The organism is Ectothiorhodospira mobilis (assembly GCF_016584115.1).
GTDB lineage: Bacteria > Pseudomonadota > Gammaproteobacteria > Ectothiorhodospirales > Ectothiorhodospiraceae > Ectothiorhodospira > Ectothiorhodospira mobilis.
In genome coordinates this window covers 77,086-96,905 of record NZ_NRSK01000003.1, presented here as the reverse complement: position 1 = coordinate 96,905, position 19,820 = coordinate 77,086, and the positions used below count along the sequence as shown (strand labels likewise).

General features: G+C 68.9%; 23 protein-coding genes and 1 tRNA gene. 17 read left to right on the top strand and 7 right to left on the bottom strand.

Annotation, left to right across the window (positions count from 1 at the left end; genetic code table 11):
• Nucleotides 1–166: 166 nt before the first annotated feature.
• Together modB and modC are read left to right on the top strand one after the other, a co-directional pair.
• Nucleotides 167–853, top strand: a complete 687-nt coding sequence (modB, locus tag CKO33_RS02375; RefSeq protein ID WP_200178940.1) for a molybdate ABC transporter permease subunit — start codon at nucleotides 167–169, stop codon at nucleotides 851–853.
• The gene (gene modC / locus CKO33_RS02370; protein WP_200178938.1) at nucleotides 850–1,917 is read left to right on the top strand and encodes a molybdenum ABC transporter ATP-binding protein; all 1,068 of its coding nucleotides are present in this window, start codon (nucleotides 850–852) and stop codon (nucleotides 1,915–1,917) included. Before modB ends, modC begins: the two co-directional genes overlap by 4 nt.
• A 92-nt stretch (nucleotides 1,918–2,009) precedes the next feature.
• On the opposite strand, the gene modA is transcribed toward modC, so the two are convergent.
• Nucleotides 2,010–2,786: a molybdate ABC transporter substrate-binding protein gene (modA, locus tag CKO33_RS02365; protein ID WP_200178937.1), complete on the bottom strand. Its 777-nt coding sequence runs from the start codon at nucleotides 2,784–2,786 to the stop codon at nucleotides 2,010–2,012.
• A gap of 301 nt (nucleotides 2,787–3,087) precedes the next feature.
• Here modA and modD point away from each other — a divergent pair, with 301 nt between their 5' ends.
• Nucleotides 3,088–3,936, top strand: coding sequence for a ModD protein (gene modD / locus CKO33_RS02360; protein ID WP_200178935.1), 849 nt, complete (start codon nucleotides 3,088–3,090; stop codon nucleotides 3,934–3,936).
• A gap of 69 nt (nucleotides 3,937–4,005) precedes the next feature.
• Here the strand turns inward: modD and CKO33_RS02355 are convergent.
• Nucleotides 4,006–4,082: transfer RNA gene (locus tag CKO33_RS02355), tRNA-Arg, on the bottom strand.
• Between the two features lie 225 nt (nucleotides 4,083–4,307).
• Between CKO33_RS02355 and CKO33_RS02350 the strand changes: the two genes are divergently transcribed.
• On the top strand, nucleotides 4,308–4,955 hold the full coding sequence (locus tag CKO33_RS02350) for a peroxiredoxin (RefSeq protein ID WP_200178934.1): 648 nt from the start codon (nucleotides 4,308–4,310) through the stop codon (nucleotides 4,953–4,955).
• Nucleotides 4,956–5,051: 96 nt separating this feature from the next.
• Here the strand turns inward: CKO33_RS02350 and CKO33_RS02345 are convergent, their stop codons facing one another.
• The 3 genes from CKO33_RS02345 to CKO33_RS02335 form a co-directional block, all read right to left on the bottom strand.
• Nucleotides 5,052–8,594 (bottom strand): bifunctional diguanylate cyclase/phosphodiesterase, encoded by a 3,543-nt coding sequence (locus tag CKO33_RS02345; protein WP_200178933.1) that lies wholly within the window; start codon nucleotides 8,592–8,594, stop codon nucleotides 5,052–5,054.
• Between the two features lie 296 nt (nucleotides 8,595–8,890).
• Nucleotides 8,891–10,048, bottom strand: coding sequence for an alkyl hydroperoxide reductase subunit F (gene ahpF / locus CKO33_RS02340; RefSeq protein ID WP_338081720.1), 1,158 nt, complete (start codon nucleotides 10,046–10,048; stop codon nucleotides 8,891–8,893).
• Nucleotides 10,049–10,255: 207 nt separating this feature from the next.
• Nucleotides 10,256–10,729, bottom strand: coding sequence for a helix-turn-helix domain-containing protein (locus tag CKO33_RS02335; protein WP_200178932.1), 474 nt, complete (start codon nucleotides 10,727–10,729; stop codon nucleotides 10,256–10,258).
• Between the two features lie 215 nt (nucleotides 10,730–10,944).
• Here CKO33_RS02335 and CKO33_RS13975 point away from each other — a divergent pair, with 215 nt between their 5' ends.
• The 13 genes from CKO33_RS13975 (at nucleotide 10,945) to CKO33_RS02275 (ending at nucleotide 18,560) form a co-directional block, all read left to right on the top strand.
• Complete coding sequence (locus tag CKO33_RS13975) at nucleotides 10,945–11,136, top strand: DNA-binding protein (RefSeq protein WP_200178931.1); 192 nt, start codon at nucleotides 10,945–10,947, stop codon at nucleotides 11,134–11,136.
• On the top strand, nucleotides 11,136–13,238 hold the full coding sequence (locus CKO33_RS02325; RefSeq protein ID WP_200178930.1) for a helix-turn-helix domain-containing protein: 2,103 nt from the start codon (nucleotides 11,136–11,138) through the stop codon (nucleotides 13,236–13,238). The genes CKO33_RS13975 and CKO33_RS02325 overlap by 1 nt, the downstream gene beginning before the upstream one ends.
• A 41-nt stretch (nucleotides 13,239–13,279) precedes the next feature.
• Nucleotides 13,280–14,005, top strand: a complete 726-nt coding sequence (locus CKO33_RS02320) for an AAA family ATPase (protein WP_200178928.1) — start codon at nucleotides 13,280–13,282, stop codon at nucleotides 14,003–14,005.
• The gene (locus tag CKO33_RS02315; RefSeq protein WP_200178926.1) at nucleotides 14,005–14,241 is read left to right on the top strand and encodes a hypothetical protein; all 237 of its coding nucleotides are present in this window, start codon (nucleotides 14,005–14,007) and stop codon (nucleotides 14,239–14,241) included. Before CKO33_RS02320 ends, CKO33_RS02315 begins: the two co-directional genes overlap by 1 nt.
• Before the next feature lie 40 nt (nucleotides 14,242–14,281).
• Nucleotides 14,282–14,494, top strand: a complete 213-nt coding sequence (locus CKO33_RS02310; RefSeq protein ID WP_200178924.1) for a hypothetical protein — start codon at nucleotides 14,282–14,284, stop codon at nucleotides 14,492–14,494.
• A 2-nt stretch (nucleotides 14,495–14,496) separates the two neighbouring features.
• On the top strand, nucleotides 14,497–14,946 hold the full coding sequence (locus CKO33_RS02305; RefSeq protein ID WP_200178922.1) for a hypothetical protein: 450 nt from the start codon (nucleotides 14,497–14,499) through the stop codon (nucleotides 14,944–14,946).
• A 283-nt stretch (nucleotides 14,947–15,229) separates the two neighbouring features.
• Nucleotides 15,230–15,673: a regulatory protein GemA gene (locus CKO33_RS02300; RefSeq protein WP_200178920.1), complete on the top strand. Its 444-nt coding sequence runs from the start codon at nucleotides 15,230–15,232 to the stop codon at nucleotides 15,671–15,673.
• On the top strand, nucleotides 15,670–15,891 hold the full coding sequence (locus CKO33_RS02295; protein ID WP_200178918.1) for a hypothetical protein: 222 nt from the start codon (nucleotides 15,670–15,672) through the stop codon (nucleotides 15,889–15,891). Before CKO33_RS02300 ends, CKO33_RS02295 begins: the two co-directional genes overlap by 4 nt.
• Nucleotides 15,881–16,366, top strand: a complete 486-nt coding sequence (locus CKO33_RS02290) for an HI_1489 N-terminal domain-containing protein (RefSeq protein WP_200178916.1) — start codon at nucleotides 15,881–15,883, stop codon at nucleotides 16,364–16,366. Before CKO33_RS02295 ends, CKO33_RS02290 begins: the two co-directional genes overlap by 11 nt.
• The gene (locus CKO33_RS02285; RefSeq protein ID WP_200178914.1) at nucleotides 16,356–16,733 is read left to right on the top strand and encodes a hypothetical protein; all 378 of its coding nucleotides are present in this window, start codon (nucleotides 16,356–16,358) and stop codon (nucleotides 16,731–16,733) included. The genes CKO33_RS02290 and CKO33_RS02285 overlap by 11 nt, the downstream gene beginning before the upstream one ends.
• The gene (locus CKO33_RS14005; RefSeq protein WP_439099411.1) at nucleotides 16,734–16,934 is read left to right on the top strand and encodes an NrdR family transcriptional regulator; all 201 of its coding nucleotides are present in this window, start codon (nucleotides 16,734–16,736) and stop codon (nucleotides 16,932–16,934) included.
• Entirely contained in the window at nucleotides 16,873–18,231 is a 1,359-nt protein-coding gene (locus tag CKO33_RS02280; protein ID WP_200178912.1) for a structural protein, read from the top strand. Before CKO33_RS14005 ends, CKO33_RS02280 begins: the two co-directional genes overlap by 62 nt.
• On the top strand, nucleotides 18,183–18,560 hold the full coding sequence (locus CKO33_RS02275; protein ID WP_200178910.1) for a hypothetical protein: 378 nt from the start codon (nucleotides 18,183–18,185) through the stop codon (nucleotides 18,558–18,560). The genes CKO33_RS02280 and CKO33_RS02275 overlap by 49 nt, the downstream gene beginning before the upstream one ends.
• A gap of 107 nt (nucleotides 18,561–18,667) precedes the next feature.
• Here the strand turns inward: CKO33_RS02275 and CKO33_RS02270 are convergent, their stop codons facing one another.
• Nucleotides 18,668–19,258 (bottom strand): hypothetical protein, encoded by a 591-nt coding sequence (locus CKO33_RS02270; protein ID WP_200178908.1) that lies wholly within the window; start codon nucleotides 19,256–19,258, stop codon nucleotides 18,668–18,670.
• Nucleotides 19,255–19,818 (bottom strand): glycosyl hydrolase 108 family protein, encoded by a 564-nt coding sequence (locus CKO33_RS02265; RefSeq protein WP_200178905.1) that lies wholly within the window; start codon nucleotides 19,816–19,818, stop codon nucleotides 19,255–19,257. Before CKO33_RS02265 ends, CKO33_RS02270 begins: the two co-directional genes overlap by 4 nt.
• Between the last annotated feature and the right edge of the window lie 2 nt (nucleotides 19,819–19,820).

The window sequence follows — 19,820 nt, the reverse complement described above, 5'->3', positions numbered from 1 at the left end:
ACGGACACCGCCGCACCCAAATGGGGCCAATCCGCCCCGATGGGATCATGCCCGGGGCCCGGTTCTCCCGGCGCATGGCCTTTCAGGGATCAGGCATCAAGTTTGCTATGTCATGGAAAAGATGGATCGGCCCGGTCCCTGGCCGATCCCCGGAAAAGGAGAGACCATGCTCAACCCCCAGGACGCCACCGCCCTCTGGCTCACCGTGAAACTGGCCCTGATCACCACGGCCCTCCTGCTGGTGCTCTGCGCCCCCGCCGCCTGGTGGCTGGCCCACAGCCGCTGGCGCGGCAAGGTGCTGGTGGAGGCCCTGGTGGCCCTGCCCCTGGTGCTGCCCCCCACGGTGCTGGGCTTCTACCTGCTGATCCTGCTGGGCCCCCGGGGCTGGGTGGGCGGCAGCCTGGAGGCCATGGGCCTGGATCATCTGGCCTTCACCTTCACCGGCCTGGTGATCGGCTCCATGATCTACTCCCTGCCCTTTGTCATGCAGCCCCTGACCAACGCCTTTCAGGCCACCGGCCGCGGCCTGCTGGAGGCGGCGGCCACCCTGCGGGCCTCGCCCCTGGACCGTTTTGTCACGGTGGTCCTGCCCCTGGCCCGACGGGGGTTTCTCACCGCCGCGGTGCTCTCCTTCGCCCACACCCTGGGGGAATTCGGGGTCATCATCATGATCGGCGGCAACATCCCCGGACAGACCCAGGTGGCCTCCATCGCCATCTACGATCACGTGGAGGCCATGGACTATGCCGCGGCCCACCGCCTGTCCCTGGTGCTGCTGGTGCTTTCCTTCCTGCTGCTCCTGGCGGTGTATGCCCTGAATCGCCGCTTCAAGGTGATGGGGGCCAGCGCATGAGCATCCGCGCCGCCTTTCACGTGGACCGGGGGGACTTCGTCCTGGACGTGGACCTGGAGATCCCGGGCACCGGGGTCACCGCCCTGTTCGGCCGCTCCGGCTCCGGCAAGACCACCCTGCTGCGCTGCCTGGCGGGCCTGGAGGCGGCCCACAGCGGCCAGCTGATCTTCCGCGGCGAGACCTGGCAGGACGGCCCCTGGCAACTTCCGGTGCACCGGCGTCCCCTGGGGTATGTCTTCCAGGAGGCCCGCCTCTTTCCACACCTGAACGTACGCCGCAACCTGACCTACGGGCAGCGGCGCATCCCTGGCGCCCAACGCCGGGTGGCCTTCGACGAGACGGTGCACCTGCTGGGCCTGGAGGCCCTGCTGGAGCGTTCGGCCGAAGCCCTCTCCGGGGGACAGCGCCAGCGGGTCTCCATCGCCCGGGCCCTGCTCACCAGCCCGCGCCTGCTGCTCATGGACGAGCCCATGGCCTCCCTGGACGAGACCAGCAAGCAGGAGATCCTGCCCTATCTGGAACGCCTGCGGGACGAACTCTCCATCCCCGTGGTCTATGTCAGCCACGCCGTGGACGAAGTGACCCGCCTGGCGGATCATCTGGTGCTGCTGGAGGACGGCCGTATCCGCACCCAAGGCCCGTTGCCGGAACTCCTGGCCCGGGCCGACCTGCCCTTCAGCCGTTCCGGGGGGGCCGCCTCGGTGCTGCGCGCCACGGTACACCGCCACGACCCCGTGCATCAGCTCACGCAACTGGCCTGCGGCGGCGGCACGCTGCTGGTGCCGCGGTCGGCTCCACCCACCACGGACCACCTGCGCCTGCGCATCCCCGCCCGGGACGTGGCCATCGCCCTGACCCCACCGGAGGACACCAGCATCCTCAACCATCTGCCGGCCACGGTGGCAGCCATCGTGGACGATCCCCACCCGGGGCACGTCCTGGTGCGGCTGGACACCGGTGGCCAAGCCCTGCTGGCCCGCATCACCCGCCGCTCCCGGGAGCAGCTGGGGCTGGCCCCGGGCATGGCGGTGCATGCCCTGGTCAAGGCGGTGGCCCTGGATTGACCCCTTCCGGACGTATGGAGGAAGGGGAGGCACCTGGCCTCCCCCTGGGACCGGAGGCTTCCGTACCGGGCCCCCGGGATGGCCCCCTCAGGTCAGGAGGACGCGGCTTCCGGCACGGCGTAGCCCGCCGCTTCGATCACCCCACGCGCGGTATCCGAGGTCATCCACTCCAGAAACTCCCGGGCCGGGGCAAAATCCGCCGCCCGCTGCAGCAGCACCCGCTGCTGCTGGATGGGCGCATACAACTCCTCCGGGGGGATCCAGTGGCTTCCCGGCACCGAACCGTCGGGCCGGCGCACCTGGGAGAGGGCCACAAAACCCAACTCCGCCGCACCGGAGGCCACCTGACTATAGGTCTGGCCGATGGATCGGGCCCGGATCAGACGCCCCTCCTCCTGCAGCCGCGTCCACATCCCCATGGATTGCAGGATCTCCCGGGCCGCCTCCCCATAGGGGGCATTGCGCGGATCCGCCACGGACAGGAAGCGGTAGTCCCCCTGCCCCAGCAGGGCCCGGGGGTCTTCCATGTCCATCTCCCCCGCGGACCAGAGCACCGGCACCCCCACGGCATAGGTTTTGCGGGAATCAGGCACCGCCAAGCCCTCGTCCACCAGGGCCCTGGGACGGCGGTCATCGGCGGAGAAGAAGACATGGAACGGGGCCCCGTGGACGATCTGGGCATACAGGGCCCCCGAGGACCCGGCACTGAGCACCAGGTCGTGGCCGCTCTCCTGTTCAAACAGCGGCACCAGGCGCTCCAGGGTGCCGAGGAAATTGGCGGCCACCGCCACACGGATCTCCTCCGCCACGGAGGCCGGGGCCGCGACAAGGCCCGCCCACAGGGAAAAAACGACGAAAAGGCGTTTCATATTGCATCTCCTTGCGCTGGTTTTCAGATCAAAGGACCGTACCCGTACCCGTCCGCGGCAGGCCCCGGGAGGGGAAAGCAGGATCCAGGCCATCCCCTGCTCCTGTGCAGATCAGGCCCGTGAGCTTCCCGTATGAAGTGTTCTGTCCCAAACCCCACACAACGGAATCCCCCGATGTAGGACACCGCCCACCCGATGCCCCGGGACACCGGATCACGGCCCCCATACTTCCGGTCCCTATCTTGCTTACGATCAACGCCCCCCGCAAAGGGGATGTCATTCGATCCAGGGAGCCCACACCATGATGCCTGTTCTCAGTGATGAAACCCTCCATGACCTGCTGCGGGAGGACGCCCCCTATGGCGACCTCACCACACGGGCCCTGGAGATCCCCCGTGGAAGTGCATGGATGCATTTCACGGCCCGGTACGCCATGACGGCCTGTGGCCTGGAGGAGGCCGCCCGCCTGCTGCAACTCCTGGGCTGCAGCGTCACGCTCAAGGCGCGTTCCGGTGACGCGGTGCCGGCGGACGCCCCCCTCCTGGAGGTCCGCGGCCCCGCTGAGGCCCTGCTGCTGGGCTGGAAGGTCACCCAGACCCTGGTGGAGTGGGCCTCGGGCATCAGCACCGCTGCCGCGCGCATCACCCGGGCCGCACAGACCGCCGATCCCGGGGCCATCGTGGCCTGCACACGCAAGACCGTTCCCGGCACCCGGGCCCTGTCCCTGAAGGCCATCACCGCCGGTGGTGCCGAGATCCACCGCACCGGACTCTCGGATACGCTGCTCCTGTTCCCTGAGCACCGCCGCGTGGCCGGCCCGCGGGCAGGGCTGGAGATGCAGATCCGCAGGCTCAGGGCGCGCTGCCCCGAGCGCCGCGTGGTGGTGGAAGTGGATTCCCATGAAGAGGCCCTGCAGGCAGCCCAGGCGGGCGCGGAGGTGATCCAGGCGGAGAAGTTTTCCCTGGACGCCCTGGCCCGCCTGGCGGACGCACTCTCCGATTTCCCCGGCGTACGCCTGGCCGCCGCCGGGGGCATCCATGCCGATAATGCCACCGAACACGTCCGCGCCGGGGCGCGCATCCTGGTCACCTCGGCCCCTTACACCGCCCCGCCCCGGGATGTCAGCGTACGCATGGCCCCCGGGGGCTGAGGCCGCACAAAAGTCCCAGAACGCAAAAAACCCGCACCTCCAGGGAGGATGCGGGTCTTTTGCTGGATATGGCGCGCCCGGAAGGATTCGAACCTCCGACCTTTCGGTTCGTAGCCGAATGCTCTATCCAGCTGAGCTACGGGCGCTGCGTTGGAAGCGCGTATTATCTTGATCCATGCCCCCGGCGTCAACCCCCTATGCGACCCGCATCGGGGAACGGCTCGCACCGGGGCACACTATTGATAATTATCAAATAATAGCTTTTGACTATCCACTGTATCGCGACATACAATTAGACACGATTTAAGAATGGAATTAGTCTTAATCCCGTCGAGATCGCAATTCACCCACATCCCATCGAGGAGCACGACATGGAAAACCAGGAACAGACCCCCGGCTTCCCCCAGCTGAACGCCCCGGCCCCCCACTTCAGGGCAGTGACCACCCATGGCGAACGTTCCCTGGAGGACTATCGCGGCAAGTGGCTTGTGCTGTTCTCCCACCCGGCGGACTTTACCCCCGTGTGCACCACCGAGTTCATCGGCTTCGCCGAGCGGGCCGGGGAATTCGCCAAGCGCAACTGTGAACTGCTGGGCCTGTCCATCGACAGCGTCTTCTCCCACCTGGCCTGGACGCGCAACATCCAGGAGAAGTTCAATGTGGAGATCCCCTTCCCCATCATCGAGGACCTGAAGATGGAAGTGGCCCGGGCCTACGGCATGATCCACCCCGGCGCCGCCGACACCTCCGCCGTGCGGGCCACCTTCCTCATCGATCCGGAGGGCATCCTGCGGGCCATGGTCTACTACCCCATGAGCAACGGCCGCAGCGTGGATGAGTTCGTGCGCCTGCTGGATGCCCTGCAGACCTCCGACGCCAACGGCGTGGCCACCCCGGAGGCCTGGTGCCCCGGCCAGCCGGTGATCGTGCCGCCGCCCAAGACCGCCGAAGGCGCCAAGGCCCGGGAGAACGAAGGCTTCGACTACGTGGACTGGTACTTCTCCCGCAAGTCCCTTTGACATCCTCCCCGCCCTAAAAGACGAGGATTCCTACCGCGCTCCACCCGCAACAGCGGGTGGAGTCGCCTCGGTGGGTTCCTGCTTAATTCCTGATTCTCAAAGGGATTGCGACGATTCACTGCGGGCCGCCAGCAGTGCGGGGATCTCCGCGGCGGGCACCGGCCGGCTGAAGAGATAGCCCTGGGCCCGATGGCAGCCCATGTCCAGCAGGCTCTCCCGCTGCGCCTCCGTCTCCACCCCCTCCGCCAGCACCTCCATGCCCAGACTCTCCCCCAGGGTGTTGATGGCCCGGGCAATGGCGATGTCGTGGTAGTCCCCTGGGATGCCGCGGATGAAGCCCTGATCAATCTTCAGGGTGTTGAAGGGCAGCCCCTTGAGATAGGACAGGGACGAATAGCCGGTGCCGAAGTCATCCACCGCCAGTTGCACCCCCATGGACTTGAGTTCCCGGAGAAAACCCGCCGCGCCCCGGCGCCGGTCCATGACGAAGGTCTCGGTGATCTCCAGTTCCAGGAGCCCCGAATCCAGTCCGGTTTCGGAGAGGCTGTTCGCCACCGTCTGCACCATGTCGCTGCGCTGCACCTGCACCCCGGAGACGTTCACGGCCACGCTGCCGAACTCCAGGCCGGCCTCGGTCCAGGCCCGGGCCTGACGGCAGGCCTCGGTGAGCACCCAGCGCCCCAGGGGCAGGATGAGCCCCGTCTCCTCCGCCACGGGGATGAAGCGGGCCGGGGAGATCATGCCCCGCTCGGGATGGTGCCAGCGCACCAGGGCCTCCAGGCCCACCACCCGGCCGTCGATGAGGTCCACCTGGGGCTGGTAGTGCAGTACCAGTTCATTCCCCTCCAGGGCCCTGCGCAGCTCGGCCGCCAGGGTGACCCGCTCCCGGGCGTAATCGGTGAGATCCTCGGTGTAGTGGCAATAGGTGTTGCCACCCAGGGCCTTGGCATGGTGCATGGCGGCATCGCTGAACTGCAGCAGCTGCCTCATGTCCCGCCCATCCCGGGGAAAGTCGGCGATACCGATGCTGGCGGTGACGAAGATCTCGTGCTCGCCGATCTGGGCCGGAGTCTGCACCACCTGGCGCATGGATTCCGCCACCAGATCCGCCCGGCAGCTGCCGCTCTCCTTCTCCTGCAGCAGGACAGCGAACTCATCGCTACCCAGGCGGGCCAGGACCTCACTGCCCTGCAGGACCCCGCTGAAACGCGCCGCCATCTCGGAAAGCAGGGCATCCCCGACGCCGATGCCCAGGCTGTCGTTGATGTGCTTGAACCCGTCCAGGTCCGCCAGCACCACCGACAGTTCACCCCGGTGTTCGCGGCACCATCCCAGGGCCTGTTCCAGCCGGGCCTGGAAGAGCAGACGGTTGGGCAGGTTGGTGAGGGCATCGCGATGGGCCAGGCGATCGATCTGCTCCCGGCTCTGCTGGATGTCGGAGAGATCGGAGAACACCCCGACGAAATGGGTCAGTTGGCCCGTCTCCGAGCGCACGGCATTGATGGCGGTCCACTGGGGATACATCTCGCCGTTCTTGCGCCGGTTCCAGATCTCCCCGCGCCAGTGACCATGGAGGCTGATCTCGTCCCAGAGGCGGCGGTAGAACAGGCGGTGATGCCGGCCCGAGCGCAGCAGCGCCGGCGTGCCCCCCGTCACCTCGGCCTCGCTGTAGCCGGTGATGCGGGTGAAGGCGCGGTTCACCGCCAGGATGCGGGCATGGGCGTCGGTGATGACCACCCCCTCACTGGTGGCCTCGAACACCGTGGCCCACTGCCGCAGGCTCTCCTCGCTGCGCTTGCGCTCGGTGATGTCCTGATAGGCCCCCTGCAGGCGGGTGATGCGCCCCTGTTCGTCGCGCACGGCCTGGGCCAGGATACGTACACAGAGCATGTGGCCCCGGGCCGTGTGCACCCGCACCTCCTCGTCACAGGACCGTCCCGATTCCGCGCAGGCCCGCAGCGCCGACTCCAATCGGTCCCGATCCGCGGGATCCACCATATCCAGGGCCGTCTTTGGGGTGATCTCCGTCCCCGGTGGCAGACCATGGATGCGGCAGGCCTCGTCGGACCATTCCAGACGTCCGTCAGGCAGGTCCATGGCCCAACCCCCCAGATGGGCCATGCGGGAGGCCATGCCCAGGAGCCGTTCCCGGTCCCGCAGCTTGCGTTCGGCCTCCATGCGCTCGCTGATGTCGTGGACGATGGAATACAGCAGGGTACGACCCTGGAAGAGGATAGGCCCGCTGTAGACCTCCACATCCTTGACGGAGCCGTCCGCCCGGCGGTGACGGAAGGCGAAATAGTGTTGCGCCGTGGCCCGGGCCCGGTCCATTTTCCGCTGGAGTTCCTCCGGGGAGGCCTGGTTGATCTGGCGGACATGCATACCGCAGAGGGTCTGCCGGTCCCAGCCATAGAAGCGGCAGGCGGCGGGATTGGCATCGATGATGCTGCCGGTCTCCGGATCCAGCAGCATCATGATGGAATGATTGTTCTCGAACAGGGCCCGGTAGCGGGCATCACTCTCCCGCAGGGCCTGCTCCGCGGCCCGCTCCGACTCGGCCCGCTGCGCCTGCAGGGCCAGGTCCTGCAGGCGCCCCTGCTGCCGCCAAACCAGCAGCAGGGCCAGCCCGATGAGCCCCGCCCCGCCGAAGGTGAGGGCCGTGATCCAGAAGACCAGGGTCTGCAGGGGCTGGAGCACCTCGTCCCGGCGCATTCGGGTCACCAGCCGCCACTGGGTACCGGGCACCAGGCGCTCCGCCTGCAGCCAGCGCCCGTCGTACCCATCGCGGGCAGGCTCGGAGGTGATGCGCCCGTCCCCGTGCAGCCGTTGCCAGCCGCCATCGGGCAGGGGTCGCAGCAGCAGCGTCTCCCCGTGCTTCATCAGGGAGGACCAGTCCCCGAGCACCCCCTGCAGGAGGGATTCCAGGGGCATGCGCAGGACAAGATACCCCACCGGCGTATGGGGGGGCTGCGGTGTCTGGTAGAGAGGAACAAGGAAGTCCGCATGGGGCGCGGCCTCCCCGGAAAGGGGCGCGGGACCATGGACCGGCCCCCGCCGCCCGGCGGCCTCCCGCAGCAGTTCCGGGGAGATCTCCGTGGTCCACGGGCCTGTCGCCAGCACCCGTTTGCCGTCGGCATCCAGGATCCCCACGCCACGGTAGCCGTAATACCGCCGTACCGCCTGCAGGCGCGTGCGCAGATCCTCGCGCCGGGACTGGTGGTGGCCTCCCGGGGTCTCCCCGAGCAGGGCGGCCGCCTGGGCCACGAAACCGGGATGCCCCGCCAGGGCCTGCCCATCGCTGTAGCGCTCCTGCACCCACTGCTGCACGTGGCGCACCTTCTGCCCGGCCATGGCTTCCAGATCGTCCCGGGCCTCGTGCAGCAAATGGGGGGCGTGGATGCGGTGCACCATGAGCCCCAGGGCCGGGGCCAGCAGCATGAGGGTGAGCAGAATCAGGGACAGGCCCACGGTGGCCCGGGCGAAGCGGGGCGGGTGCACGGAGAACGCCGCCGGATCCGGGCGCTGCCGCTCCTGCCAGGTGCGCAGGAGAAAGAACAGCAGCACCGCGGTGGCCACCACAAAGCCCAGCCCCTTGATCAGCTCCAGGCGGGCCAGCAGCTCCGGATCGGTGACCGCCATGGCCAGCAGGCGGCCGGAGAAGAGGATCCATATCCCGGCCAGGACGGCATACAGCAGGGTAATCCGGACCGCCAGGGAAGACGGGAGAATCGCGTGCCACCGGTTTGCTTTGAAGGTCTGCGGGATGATCGCAGGTCTCCCCGTTGCCGCCTGCCTGGGACCTCCCCTTGCCGGGCACATGGCGCATTCCGGTGCCGGGGATTCTCAAACCAGTCTAGATGATAGCCCTGGAAACGAGGCAATGGCCATCCTTACGGCAGGGAGATCCCCCAAAGGCCCCGGCAGCCACGGCGGCGTCAGCGGCGGATCAGATGATCGAAGGCCCCCAGGGCCGCCCGGGCGCCCTCCCCCATGGCGATGACGATCTGCTTGTAGGGCACGGTGGTCACATCGCCGGCGGCAAAGACCCCGGGCACCGTGGTCATGCCATGGGCATCGGTGACGATCTCCCCGCGCCCGGAGAGCTCCACGGCGCCCCCCTGCAGCCATTCGGTATTGGGCACCAGGCCGATCTGCACGAAGATCCCGTCCAGGGAAAGGGTGTGCACGGCATCGGTATCCCGGTCCTTGTAGGTCAGCCCCGTCACCCGGCTGCCATCCCCCTCCACCCGGGTGGTCTGGGCATGGCGGATCACCTGCACGTTGGGCAGGGTGTGGAGCTTCTCCTGCAGCACGGCATCGGCCCGCAACTCGTTCATGAACTCCACCAGGGTGACCTGGGCCGCCATGCCCGCCAGGTCGATGGCCGCCTCCACACCGGAATTGCCGCCGCCGATCACCGCCACCCGCTTGCCCTTGAACAGGGGACCGTCGCAGTGGGGGCAATAGGCCACCCCGCGGCCCCGGTAGTCCCGTTCCCCGGGCACCCCCATCTCCCGCCAGCGGGCCCCGGTGGCCAGGATCACGCTCTTGCTGCGCAGGCAGGCCCCGGACTCGAAACGCACCTCGTGCAGGCCGGAGGCATCCGCCGCCGGCACCAGGGCCACCGCCCGCTGCAGGTTCATGAGGTCCACGTCGTACTGGCGCACGTGGGCCTCCAGGTCGGCGGCCAGCTTCGGCCCCTGGGTGTGGGGCACGGAGATCAGGTTGTCGATCCCCTGGGTGTCCAGCACCTGGCCGCCCAGGCGCTCCGCCGCCAGACCCGTGCGCACCCCCTTGCGCGCGGCGTAGATGGCCGCCGCCGCCCCGGCGGGCCCCCCGCCCACCACCAGTACATCGAAGGCGGACATGGCGTTGAGACGTTCCGTCTCCCGCGCCGTGGAGGCGGTATCCACCCGGGCCAGGATCTGATCCAGGGTCATGCGCCCCTGGTCGAAGGGCTCGCCATTGAGGAAGACAGCCGGGACCGACATCACCTCCCGCGCCGACACCTCCTCCTGGAACAGGGCCCCGTCGATGGCCACGTGGCGCACGCGGGGATTGAGCACCGCCATCAGATTGAGGGCCTGCACCACGTTGGGGGTGGAAAAAATAATTGAGACTGAGGCGTGAGACTCGGGGGATTTGGCGTCGCGGGGGTGCGCGGGGCGCAAATGCCCGTGTGGAGCGGGCTCGCGGGGAGCTGGGCCGCGCTGAGTGCGTCCGATTTGGCGGGGCGTGGTTTGGCTTAGATTATTTGCGACTCGCTAGCGCGGGATTGCGGTGGGCGCAATATCCCTTGCTTAGCCGGCCTGGTCTTGCAGCTTGGCGACGGCTTGGCGGAGTGCGTCTAGTTCCGCCAGCTCTTGAGCGCGCGCGAACAGGTCCTGCATGGCGGCCGCCCGCCGGTCTTCGTCTTCTATGCCCTCCACCATCTCGATGAGCTTTTCCCAGCGCGCGGCGGCCTGGGGCTGGGCTGCCGCGGCCGGCTCCTCTCGCGCGAGCTCGCGCTCCTGCTCGCCGTCATCCGCACCCTCTCCCGCAGCACCAGCTCGCATCTCCCCGTCTCCCGTCAGGAGCCAATGGACGTTCACGCCCGTGGACGCAATGGCTTGCAGAGCAGAGGCTCCAGGGGCCTGCACCTCCCCTTCGTATTTCCTCACCATGCCGACATGCATACCGATAAGTGATGCGAACTGCCCCTGGGTTAACCCTAGGGCACTCCTCCACCTCTTCAGCCGGTCTCCAATGCCGGTGCTTTCCGCTTCTTCCGCCAAGCGTAAACCTCAAGCGTAAAGTTGCCACTTCCGGGGTATCGCTCGTAACCCGTTGAGGCGCAAAAGGAATCACTCCTAGGCCCGAGGCCTTGAAGCGTAAACCACCCGAAGGATCACCTTTAGGTGTTGACCTCACCTAAAGGTGCTTCTAAGCTATCCACCAATTCCACGGTTTTACGCGGTATTCCACGAACGTAGCACCAAAGGGTGATGCGGTGAAGACAAAGACGAGAGAACAGGTGCGCCGGGGCTTTATACGGCGGGGACAGACCATCCGGGAGTGGGCGCGCGAGCACCAGATCCCTGAGCGGACTGTGTACGAGGTGCTGGCCGGCCGGAAGCAGGGCCTCTATGGAGACGCCCACCGAGCTGCCGTGCTGCTGGGCCTGAAAGAAGGTGTCGCCTGATGAGCCTGGGGCTCGAAGAGCTGGCCGAAGCGCTAGGGGTGACCAAGCAGGCTGTCTCTGCTCGCGCCCGCCGCGAGGGCTGGCCGTACCAGGAGGAGACGTGCCGGGGCGGGCGGCGTCGGGTGTATCCGCAGCAGTCGTTGCCGGCGGAGGTGCGCAAGGCGGTGGTGCGGCAGCAGGCCGCGGCGTATGCGCCGGAGGCCCCAGCCGGTGGGCAGGCGGTTGCGCCGGCGGAGCCGGCGGGGCTGCCGGCGGGGATTACGCCGGGGGCGGCGATGGATGGGCGCGGGCTGACGGAGCGCCAGCGGGCGAAGGCGAACGAGCGTCTGCGGATCATCACGCCGCTGCTGCGGCTGGAGCCGGGTTCGAGGGATCGCAAGGCCCTGGCGCAGGGGATTTCGGCGACGGAGGGGCCGTCGGTGGCGACGCTGTACCGCTGGGAGAAGGCGTACCGCGAGGGCGGGCTGGCGGCGCTGGCGCCGAAGGCGCGCCGGGATCGCGGGCAGTCGCGGGAGCTGGTGTCCCGCGATTGGCACCGGGCGGCCCGGGCGGCGGGGATCTCGAAGTCGGAGATGGCGGCCATCGATGCGGAGCTGACGGACAAGATCCGGGGCTTGTGGGCGCAGGGTGCGCCGTCGATCCGGCAGTGCCAGATGCTGGCGCGGGCCTGGTTAGTGGACCGGGCGGCGCAGGCGGGCATGGAGATGGCCACGGCGATGGCGGTCTGCGAGGTGCCGAAGCACCGGGTGGAGCGGGAGCAGGATTTCCGCCTGGTGGCGCAGTACGAGCGGGATGCGAAGGGCGTGTACGACCACGTGGAGCCGGGCATCCGGCGGACGCGGGCGGGCCTGGCCCCGGGGGATGTGGTGTTCGGGGATGTGTCCCCGGATGACATTCCGGTGTACCGGCCGGACGGCTCGGTGGCCTATCCGCGCCTGATTGTGTGGCAGGACGCGGCGACGAACTGGCTGCACGTGAGCGCGTTCCTGGCGGAGAAGGGCGAGAACGTGCGCCGGGAGCATGTGGCGCTGGCGTTCACAGATATGGCGGAGAACGCGCCCTTCGGGCTGCCGGCCCATCTCTATCTGGACAACGGCCAGGAGTACCGCTGGGAGGAGATGCTTTCGGGCTGGTCGGAGCTGGCGCGTCTGGCGGGCCGGGTGAAGGTCTATGCGGATGCGGGGACGGTGACGCGGACGCGGCCGTACCGGCCCCGGGCGAAGGCGCTGGAGGGGCAGTTCTCGAACCTCGCCTACTACTTGGGCTGGCACCCGTCCTTCCAGGGCGGCGACCGGATGCGCAAGAAGGCGGCCAACCTGGGCCAGGCGCCGCAGCCGATCCCCTATGAGGAATACCTCCAGCAGCTCGCGGACGCGGTGGCTTCCTACCACGCGACGCCGCAGTCTGGGCACCTGGGCGAGCGGAGCCCGAGCCAGGCCATCGAGGCGGCCCTGGAGGGTGGCTGGTCGCCGGTGCGGGCGGATCAGGCGGCGCTGATGCTGGCCTTCAGCGAAGAGAAGGAACGCTGGGTGCGCTCGGGCCGGGTGCAGGTGGGCGGCCGCTACTACTACGCGGACGAGCTGGTGGGCGTGGAGCGCAAGCTCCGGGTGCGCTGGCCGATGCACGACCCGCGCTGCTGCTTCGTGTTCGACCAGGGCGCGCTCCAGGCGGTGGCGCTGCCGGAGACGGAGTTCGGCTTGATGGATGCGGCCGGGGCGGCCGAGGAGAAGCGGCGCCGGAAGCTGGTGCGCGAGGTGGTGCAGGTGCGCCGCGGCCAGGTGGCGGATGTGCGGGTTCAGGACCTGGTGCGCCGCCACGCGGAGCTGGGCGGCTCGGATGCCGCGGTGGAGCGGGCTATCGAGTCGGACGGGGCGCAGATTGCGATCTCGGACGAGGCGCAGCAGATGAAGGAGGCCCTGGCCCAGCAGACGCAGCAGGCGCTGACGGCGGCCCACCAGCGGGAGGACCCGAGCCAGCTCAGCCAGTGGCAGGCCTCACGGGCCTATGAGGAGGACCCGGAGATGGCGCGGTATCGGGCGATGTTCGCCGACGAGGATGAGGACGAAAACGACCCGCCGAGGGCGGCGGGCCTTTCCGGTTAACGATCATCAAAGACGAGGAGTGACCCATGGTAGCACAGGCGATGCAAGAGACGAAGGCGGTGACGGAGGCGCTGGAGCTGGCGGAGATGCTTCAGACGCTGGAGCCCTCGCCCATCGGCGAGGTGGTGGGTGAGACGGGCACGGGCAAGAGTGCGATTGCGCGGCACCTGGTGCGCTCTTCCGGGGCGCTGCGGGTGGCGGCGTATGAGGGCATGACCCGCCACCAGCTCCTGGGAGCGGTGGCCCGGGCGGCCGGTGTGGAGGGGCCTTCGACGCTGTGGCTCCAGGGGCTGGTGGAGCTGGGCGAGTCCGCCGAGGAGGCGGACGGCCGGCGGCCGCTGCTGGTGGTGGATGAGGCGAACAAGCTGCGCTGGCAGGCGCTGGAGCTGATCCGCTATCTCGCGGATGAGGCGGGCTGGGCGGTGCTGCTGGTGGGCACGGAGCTGTACGAGCGCCAGTTCCAGGCGGCGCGGACGCGGCCGATGCTGCTTCAGCTCGGGCGGCGGATTGGGGCGAAGCGGGTGCGCTGCGGGCATCTGGACCGGGCGGAGATGATGCGCTTCGTGCTGGAGCCGCGCTTCGGAGAGGTGCCGAAGAAGGTGGCCACGCGCTTCTGGCAGGGCACGCGCCGGGGCAACTGGGGCGAGGCCATGGAGCTGGCGGCGGCGTGCCAGCGGCTGATGCACGCCAATGGGGTGAGTGAGCTGACGGAGGCGACGCTGGAGGCGGCGCTGTCCTGGCAGGCCAACCGGCGGGAGGTGGGCTGATGCCTGGGATATTCGAGCCGCGCGCGGCGCTGGAGCGGCAATCGGCCTCCCGGGCCCAGTGGGTGACCTATCTGTGGCGGGACACGCAGTCGATTGACCGGGTGGTGCGCGAGTGGGCCTGGCGGTCGCTGTCCGGGGTGGCCTGCTGGGTGGAGCAGGGGCAGCCGGCGGACTACGAGCTGGCCGACGAGCTGCAATTCCTGGCCGATCTGGCCATGCGGAAATCGGAGGGTTAGCGCGTTGATGACGCTGGACGATATTTGCCGGGTGCTTGCGGTGAGCAAGCCGACGGCGAGTCTTCTGCGGGCGGGGAAGTACCCGGCCGGGGATGGGCGCCTGGCCCAGCAGTACCAGGCGCTGGAGCGGGTGGTGGGCGCGGCCCGGGGCGCGGACCCCGCGGAGCTGTGCCTGGAGTGCCCCCGCGATGATTGCTCGGGGTGCCGGATCTTCGAGCTGCAAACCCAAAACCTCAACCAAGAGGAGGTGTAGCCATGGGACAAGCCCAGGCGAAGAAGGAGCCGACCCCCAAGGGGGAAATCACCAACCGGACCACCGGGGAGGTGATCAAGGCGCCGAAGAAGCTGGTGAAGAAGGTGGAGCGCGGCTTCGCCATCAAGCGGGAGATGGATGCGCTCAAGGAGGAGCTGGACGGCATCAACAGCCAGCTCATCGAGGAGATCGGGCCGAATCACACCATCGAGGTGGAGGGCCTGGTGAATGCGTCGATCAGCGAGTCCCAGCGGGTGAAGGTGGCGCAGCCGGATGTGCTGCGCGGCGTGCTGGGGCAGCGGTTCGAGGACCTGGTGCGCCAGGAGACGCGCTACGAGCCGGAGCCGCGGCTGAAGGATATGGCCTTCTCCGGGGATGACGCGCAGGCGGACAAGATCCGCGATGCGCTGACGATCTCCACCAGCCGCTCGGTGAGCTACAGGGCGGCGTGATGCAACCGGCGGCCCTGCGGGGCCGCCATTCCAGGGCGCCGGCGGACGGCGCCGCGGAATGGCGAAGGCCGATAGCGACAGGAGGCGAGGATGAGTGGCTGGCTGGTATTCCATCCCGATTCCGGTCTGTATGCCGGGAAAGCGCAGTGGCTTGGCAATGAGGCGTGGGTGCAAGAGCCGGAGAGGGCGCAGCCCTGGAGGGATCGTATCGGCGCGTCGGCGGCGATGTACGACCTGGGCGTGAGTGCATCCGCGCGAACGGTCCGAGCGAAGGGGTATAGCGATGAGCAAGCGCAAGCCTGACGCCCGCCGGCGCACGCTGCTGGGTCTGGCGCACCAGGCGGCGGTGCAGCTCGGGTGGGATGAGGAGTTCCGGCGCCAGCGGCAGCAGGAGGTGACGGGGCATGCGTCGTGCCGGGATATGACGGATGCGCAGTTGCTGGGGTGGTGCTGGCACTTGAAGGACCTGGGGGCGGATATCGGGATTCCGGGGCCGCCCCGGCGCGGCGGGGCGCGGCCGAGCCGGCCGACGCGCTCGCAGCTGGCGGCCCTGGAGCATTTCGCCCAGCGCCTGGGCTGGACGGACGGTCTGGAGGATGAGCGCCTGCGGGGGTTCGTCCGGCGCACGGCGGGGGTGAGCGATGTGCGCTTTCTGACGCGCGGCCAGGCGACGCAGGTGATTACCGGGATGAAGCGGTGGGCGTACCAGCGGGAGGGCGTGGAGTGATGCGCTATGCGCGGCTGGAGAACTCGCGGCGCTTGCAGCGGGTGGCGGCGCTGCTGCGGGACGGGCGGCCCCGGACGACGCTGGAGATTATCCAGGGGGCGCGGGTGTGCGCGGTGAACAGCATTGCCGCCGAGCTGCGGGCCAATGGGCTGAATGTGCAGTGCCGGCGGGACGGCGACTTGTGGTGGTACTGGCTGGAGGGTGGTCATGCGGATTAAGTGCCCGGCCTGCCACGGGGAGTTCAATCTGGAGGCGGCGTTGGACGATGCCGCCGGCCGGGAGCTGATGGCGGTGCTGGCGGATATGCCGGCGGAGGCGTCGCGGCCGCTGGTGGCGTACCTGGGGCTGTGGCGCTCGAAGACGCGGGCGCTGTCCTGGGATCGCGCCCTGCGGCTGACCCGGGAGGTGCTGGCGCTTGACGGGGATTATTTGCGACTCGCGGCGGCGCTGGCGGAGACGGTGGAGGCCATCCGCGGCAAGCGTGAGCGGGGCGAGGATACCCGGGCGCTGCGCTCGCACCAGTATCTGATGCGGGTGCTTGAGGGGACGCCGGCGGGTGGCGGGCGCGCGGCGGCCCAGGCGCCGGCGCCGGCGCAGGGCGGGGGCGCGGCCCCGGCCGGTGGTGGCCAGCCGAGCCGGTCCATGGCGGGGCTGGCGGCGCTGAACCAGGTGCGTGAGTACTATGACGAGTAGCAGTATCGGGCGGCCCCGGCGCTGGTTCGCCGACGCCATCACGGACGGGCTCATGCGGCTGCATGTGCTGGGCCTGGAGAGCCGACCGGCGGCGGACCAGGTGGCGTACTGCGCGCAGACGTGGATCGAGGCGCTGTGGCCGGCGAAGGCGTGGGCGGAGGAGGTGGACCGGGAGCGGATCGAGCAGGGGTTTGCGTACCTGGCGCGCACCTGCGAGCGCTGGCCGGCGCCGACGCACTTGCTGGGCGCCCTGCCCGCCCGGGCGGAGCCGAAGAAGATCGGGCGGGTGTCGATGAGCGAGGAAGAGAAGGCCCGCAATCGGGCGCGGGCCCAGGAGCTGGTGGCGCTGGTACAGGGGGATAGCTGAGTGCAGTGCCCTGCGTGTGGGTCGGAGCTGATCCGGGTGGTGGATAGCCGACGATGGATTGCGGGGTCGTCGGGCATGGTGCGCCGCCGGCGCTGGTGCATGGCGTGCGGCGCGGAATGGGTAACCTGGGAGGAATGGGATGGACGAGTCCCGAGACGGTCTGCGCGGGCGCTTGATCGCGCGGATCATCAAGGAGAGTGATGCGTTCGAGGTGCTGTACCGGCGCCTCCAGGATGCCTACACCCGGGCCTGGAATCAGGGCCTGGAGGGGGCGTTCCAGGGCGCGCTGGAGGAGCTGCGCGCCCGGCCGCGGGAGAGCGTGACGGCCAGCGATGCGCGGGCGCTGTTGTCGCGGATGGAGGCGAGCCTGGGGTCCAAGGCCATGCGCTCGGCCTTGAAGGGGCCGGTGGTGGAGCTGGTGCCGGCGCTGTACGGCGCCGGCGGGCAGGAGGCCACGTCGTCGGCGGGGGTGGATTTCCGCTTCGGGCAGCCGGACAAGAACGCGGCGCAGGTGCTCGCCCAGGGTGAGCTGCACTGGGTGGGCAATAGCTGGAACACGCACACGGCCAAGCTGCTGGACAAGGCCCTGATGGATTACTTCGAGCGGGGCATGACCCGGGAGCAGTTGGCCCAGCGGATGCGCGAGGATTTCGCGGGGCTGCACGAGCGCGGGCAGCATTACTGGACCCTGCTGGCGGACCACGCGGCGACGAAGACGCGGGAGATGGGCCGGGTGTCGGGCTATGAGCAGGCGGGCATCGCGCAGGTGCAGGTGCGGGCCCACCTGGACGAGCGCACCACGGCGATCTGCCGGGCCATGCACGGGCGGATCATCCCGGTCTCGCGGCTGCGGGGCCAGGTGGACGATTACGTGGCGGCGGTGCAGCGCCGGGATATGGAGGCGGCGAAGCGGTCCTGGGCGATGCACAGCAATGATGCCGGGCTCCAGGGCGTGGCCACCGGGGACCTGCCGGCGAACACGGGCTCGCCGCCCTACCACTTCCGCTGTCGCACCATTACGGTGGCCTACCAGGGCGGCGCCCCGGAGGGTGAGGTGGACCGCTGGCGCCGGGCGGCGCAGGATCGGCGCCAGCTCACCAAGGAGGAGGTGGGCCAGCTCATCGAGCGCGCCAAGGGGGCACGCTGGGGGTCGGAGGAGGCCCTGAAGAAGCATGCCGCCAAGCACGGCCAGGACATGGCCAGCTATAACCAGCAGGCGGTGGACCGGGTGCGCAAGGGCAACCGGGATGTGTACCTGGCGAGCCAGGGCGAGGAGCCGGTGGCGGTTTTCGATGAGCCCTATACCAATAAGCGGGGCACGCCGAAGCACCAGGTGACGGTGGTGTCGCTGGCCTCGCAGCGGATCTTGACTTCGCACACGCGGCCGGTACTCGAAAGCAAGACCTACGATGTGCAGCCGCTCAAGCAACCCGGCCGGGGGATTCAGAAATGGCTTACAAACTTGTTGACGGCGATGAAGAAGAGTTCGACGGGATAACCTTCGAGGAGTGGCTGGTGTCCCGCTTCTATGACGTGATCGGGGATGAGGCGGTGGATTGGTCCTTAGATATCGACCACGTATTGCACGCGCGCAGCGCCCTGGAGCTGGTGCGGGACCAGTACCCGGCCCAGCGCATGGCCATCCTGGACGAGGCGGATGCCTTCTGGCGGGCGCGGCCGCAGGCCTTCAATCACGATTTCCGCTACCAGCACGCGCGCAAGAAGGTGGGCGAGGAGCTGGAGGGGTGGGTGATCGATGACGAGGGGCACACGCCCCGCATCCCGCTGACGCATTGGTGGTGGTGGCCGCTTGAGGAATCCGAATGAGCCGGAACATCGACCATTTTGACCAGTACGCAGCGCAGGTGCTCGGAACGATTACGGGCCGCCTGGTGTAGGCGGCCCGCTTTGCCCTCCCCTTTCCTGCCGGCGGCCTAGCCGCCCTTGATGGCCTTGATGGCCTTCGTGATCCCGCCTTCCGTCTCGCCGGCCAGCGTCCGGCCCATCTTGCCTTCCTGATAGCCCGCTACGCCCAGCACGACCATGTAGACGTACCACACCGGTCCCAGCGCGGAGACCACCGCGGGGATGTGCTCGATGAGCGCCGGGCGCTCCAGGGCGATGGCGGCGCCGGCCAGGGCGAGCACTCCCAGGACCATAAGCGGCACCACCACGGCCAGGGACCAACCCACCGCCCGGCGCCACAGCACGCCGGCCTGATAGCCGGTCTGGATGGTGTCGTTGACGGCGGCCTGCCGCGCGGTCACCTGCTGGTCGCGGCTGGCGGCGGCCTCGGCGCGGATGCGCTCCAGCTCCTGCTGGTGCTGGGCCTCGATCTGCTTGAGCTTGGCGGCCGCTTCCGGGTCGGACTTGAGCGCCTGGGCGATGGCGTCGGGGTCCTTTTCCGTGCCCAGGGCCTGGGCCACCTGGTCGGCGATCATGCCGGCGCCGGGCACGGGGATCACTTCCCCGAGTATCTTGGCGCCGGCTGAGGCGATCTGGCTTCCGAGGTCGCTCCAGTTCATGCCTTGCCCTCCAGGATGTGGCGGTGCAGCTCGAAGAGGCGATTGAACCAGCCGCGCAGGAATGCGGGGTTGTCGGTGCGGGCGTAGCGCACGGCGCGGTAGCCCAGCACTCGCTCGGCGAGGGGGTGGGGGTCGTGCTCGGCGACGGCGCCGAGGGTGTTGGGGCCGACGATGCCGTCGGGGGTCACACCCAGCGCGGACTGGAGGGTCTTCACGGCGGCGGTGGTGCCCTGGTTGACGGCGGCGTCGAAGACGACGTGGTCCACCGGCGCCGGCAGCTCGCCGCAGGAGACGGCGTCCCAGTAGTCGCGGCGGTAGATCGCGGCGGCGCCGTCGCGGGTGAGGTTGGCGATGTCCACGCCCGGGTGGGCGCGCTTGGAGATGCCGAAGTTGGTCTCGCCGCCGGGGTCGCGGGGGTCGTTCACGTAGCCGCCCTCGGCGTCGAGGATCTGCGCCACGCAGGTGGCGAAGCGGTCCTCGCCCTGCGAGGTGTCGTCGGCCTGGTCGGCCTTTTTGGTCTGGCTCTTGCTGGTGGCCATGGGGGTTCTCCTTGGTTGCACGT

Bases quoted from the DNA above. Each gene is read 5' to 3' on its own strand.
- CKO33_RS02350 (WP_200178934.1), top strand. From the start codon at position 4,308: ATGGAAAACCAGGAACAGACCCCCGGCTTCCCCCAGCTGAACGCCCCG.
- CKO33_RS02270 (WP_200178908.1), bottom strand. From the start codon at position 19,258: ATGAACTGGAGCGACCTCGGAAGCCAGATCGCCTCAGCCGGCGCCAAG.
- CKO33_RS02315 (WP_200178926.1), top strand. From the start codon at position 14,005: ATGCCTGGGATATTCGAGCCGCGCGCGGCGCTGGAGCGGCAATCGGCC.
- CKO33_RS02290 (WP_200178916.1), top strand. From the start codon at position 15,881: ATGCGGATTAAGTGCCCGGCCTGCCACGGGGAGTTCAATCTGGAGGCG.
- modD (WP_200178935.1), top strand. From the start codon at position 3,088: ATGATGCCTGTTCTCAGTGATGAAACCCTCCATGACCTGCTGCGGGAG.
- CKO33_RS02275 (WP_200178910.1), top strand. From the start codon at position 18,183: ATGGCTTACAAACTTGTTGACGGCGATGAAGAAGAGTTCGACGGGATA.
- CKO33_RS02285 (WP_200178914.1), top strand. From the start codon at position 16,356: ATGACGAGTAGCAGTATCGGGCGGCCCCGGCGCTGGTTCGCCGACGCC.
- CKO33_RS02305 (WP_200178922.1), top strand. From the start codon at position 14,497: ATGGGACAAGCCCAGGCGAAGAAGGAGCCGACCCCCAAGGGGGAAATC.
- CKO33_RS02320 (WP_200178928.1), top strand. From the start codon at position 13,280: ATGCAAGAGACGAAGGCGGTGACGGAGGCGCTGGAGCTGGCGGAGATG.
- CKO33_RS02325 (WP_200178930.1), top strand. From the start codon at position 11,136: ATGAGCCTGGGGCTCGAAGAGCTGGCCGAAGCGCTAGGGGTGACCAAG.
- CKO33_RS02300 (WP_200178920.1), top strand. From the start codon at position 15,230: ATGAGCAAGCGCAAGCCTGACGCCCGCCGGCGCACGCTGCTGGGTCTG.
- CKO33_RS02280 (WP_200178912.1), top strand. From the start codon at position 16,873: ATGGACGAGTCCCGAGACGGTCTGCGCGGGCGCTTGATCGCGCGGATC.
- CKO33_RS02345 (WP_200178933.1), bottom strand. From the start codon at position 8,594: ATGGCGGTCACCGATCCGGAGCTGCTGGCCCGCCTGGAGCTGATCAAG.
- modC (WP_200178938.1), top strand. From the start codon at position 850: ATGAGCATCCGCGCCGCCTTTCACGTGGACCGGGGGGACTTCGTCCTG.
- modA (WP_200178937.1), bottom strand. From the start codon at position 2,786: ATGAAACGCCTTTTCGTCGTTTTTTCCCTGTGGGCGGGCCTTGTCGCG.
- modB (WP_200178940.1), top strand. From the start codon at position 167: ATGCTCAACCCCCAGGACGCCACCGCCCTCTGGCTCACCGTGAAACTG.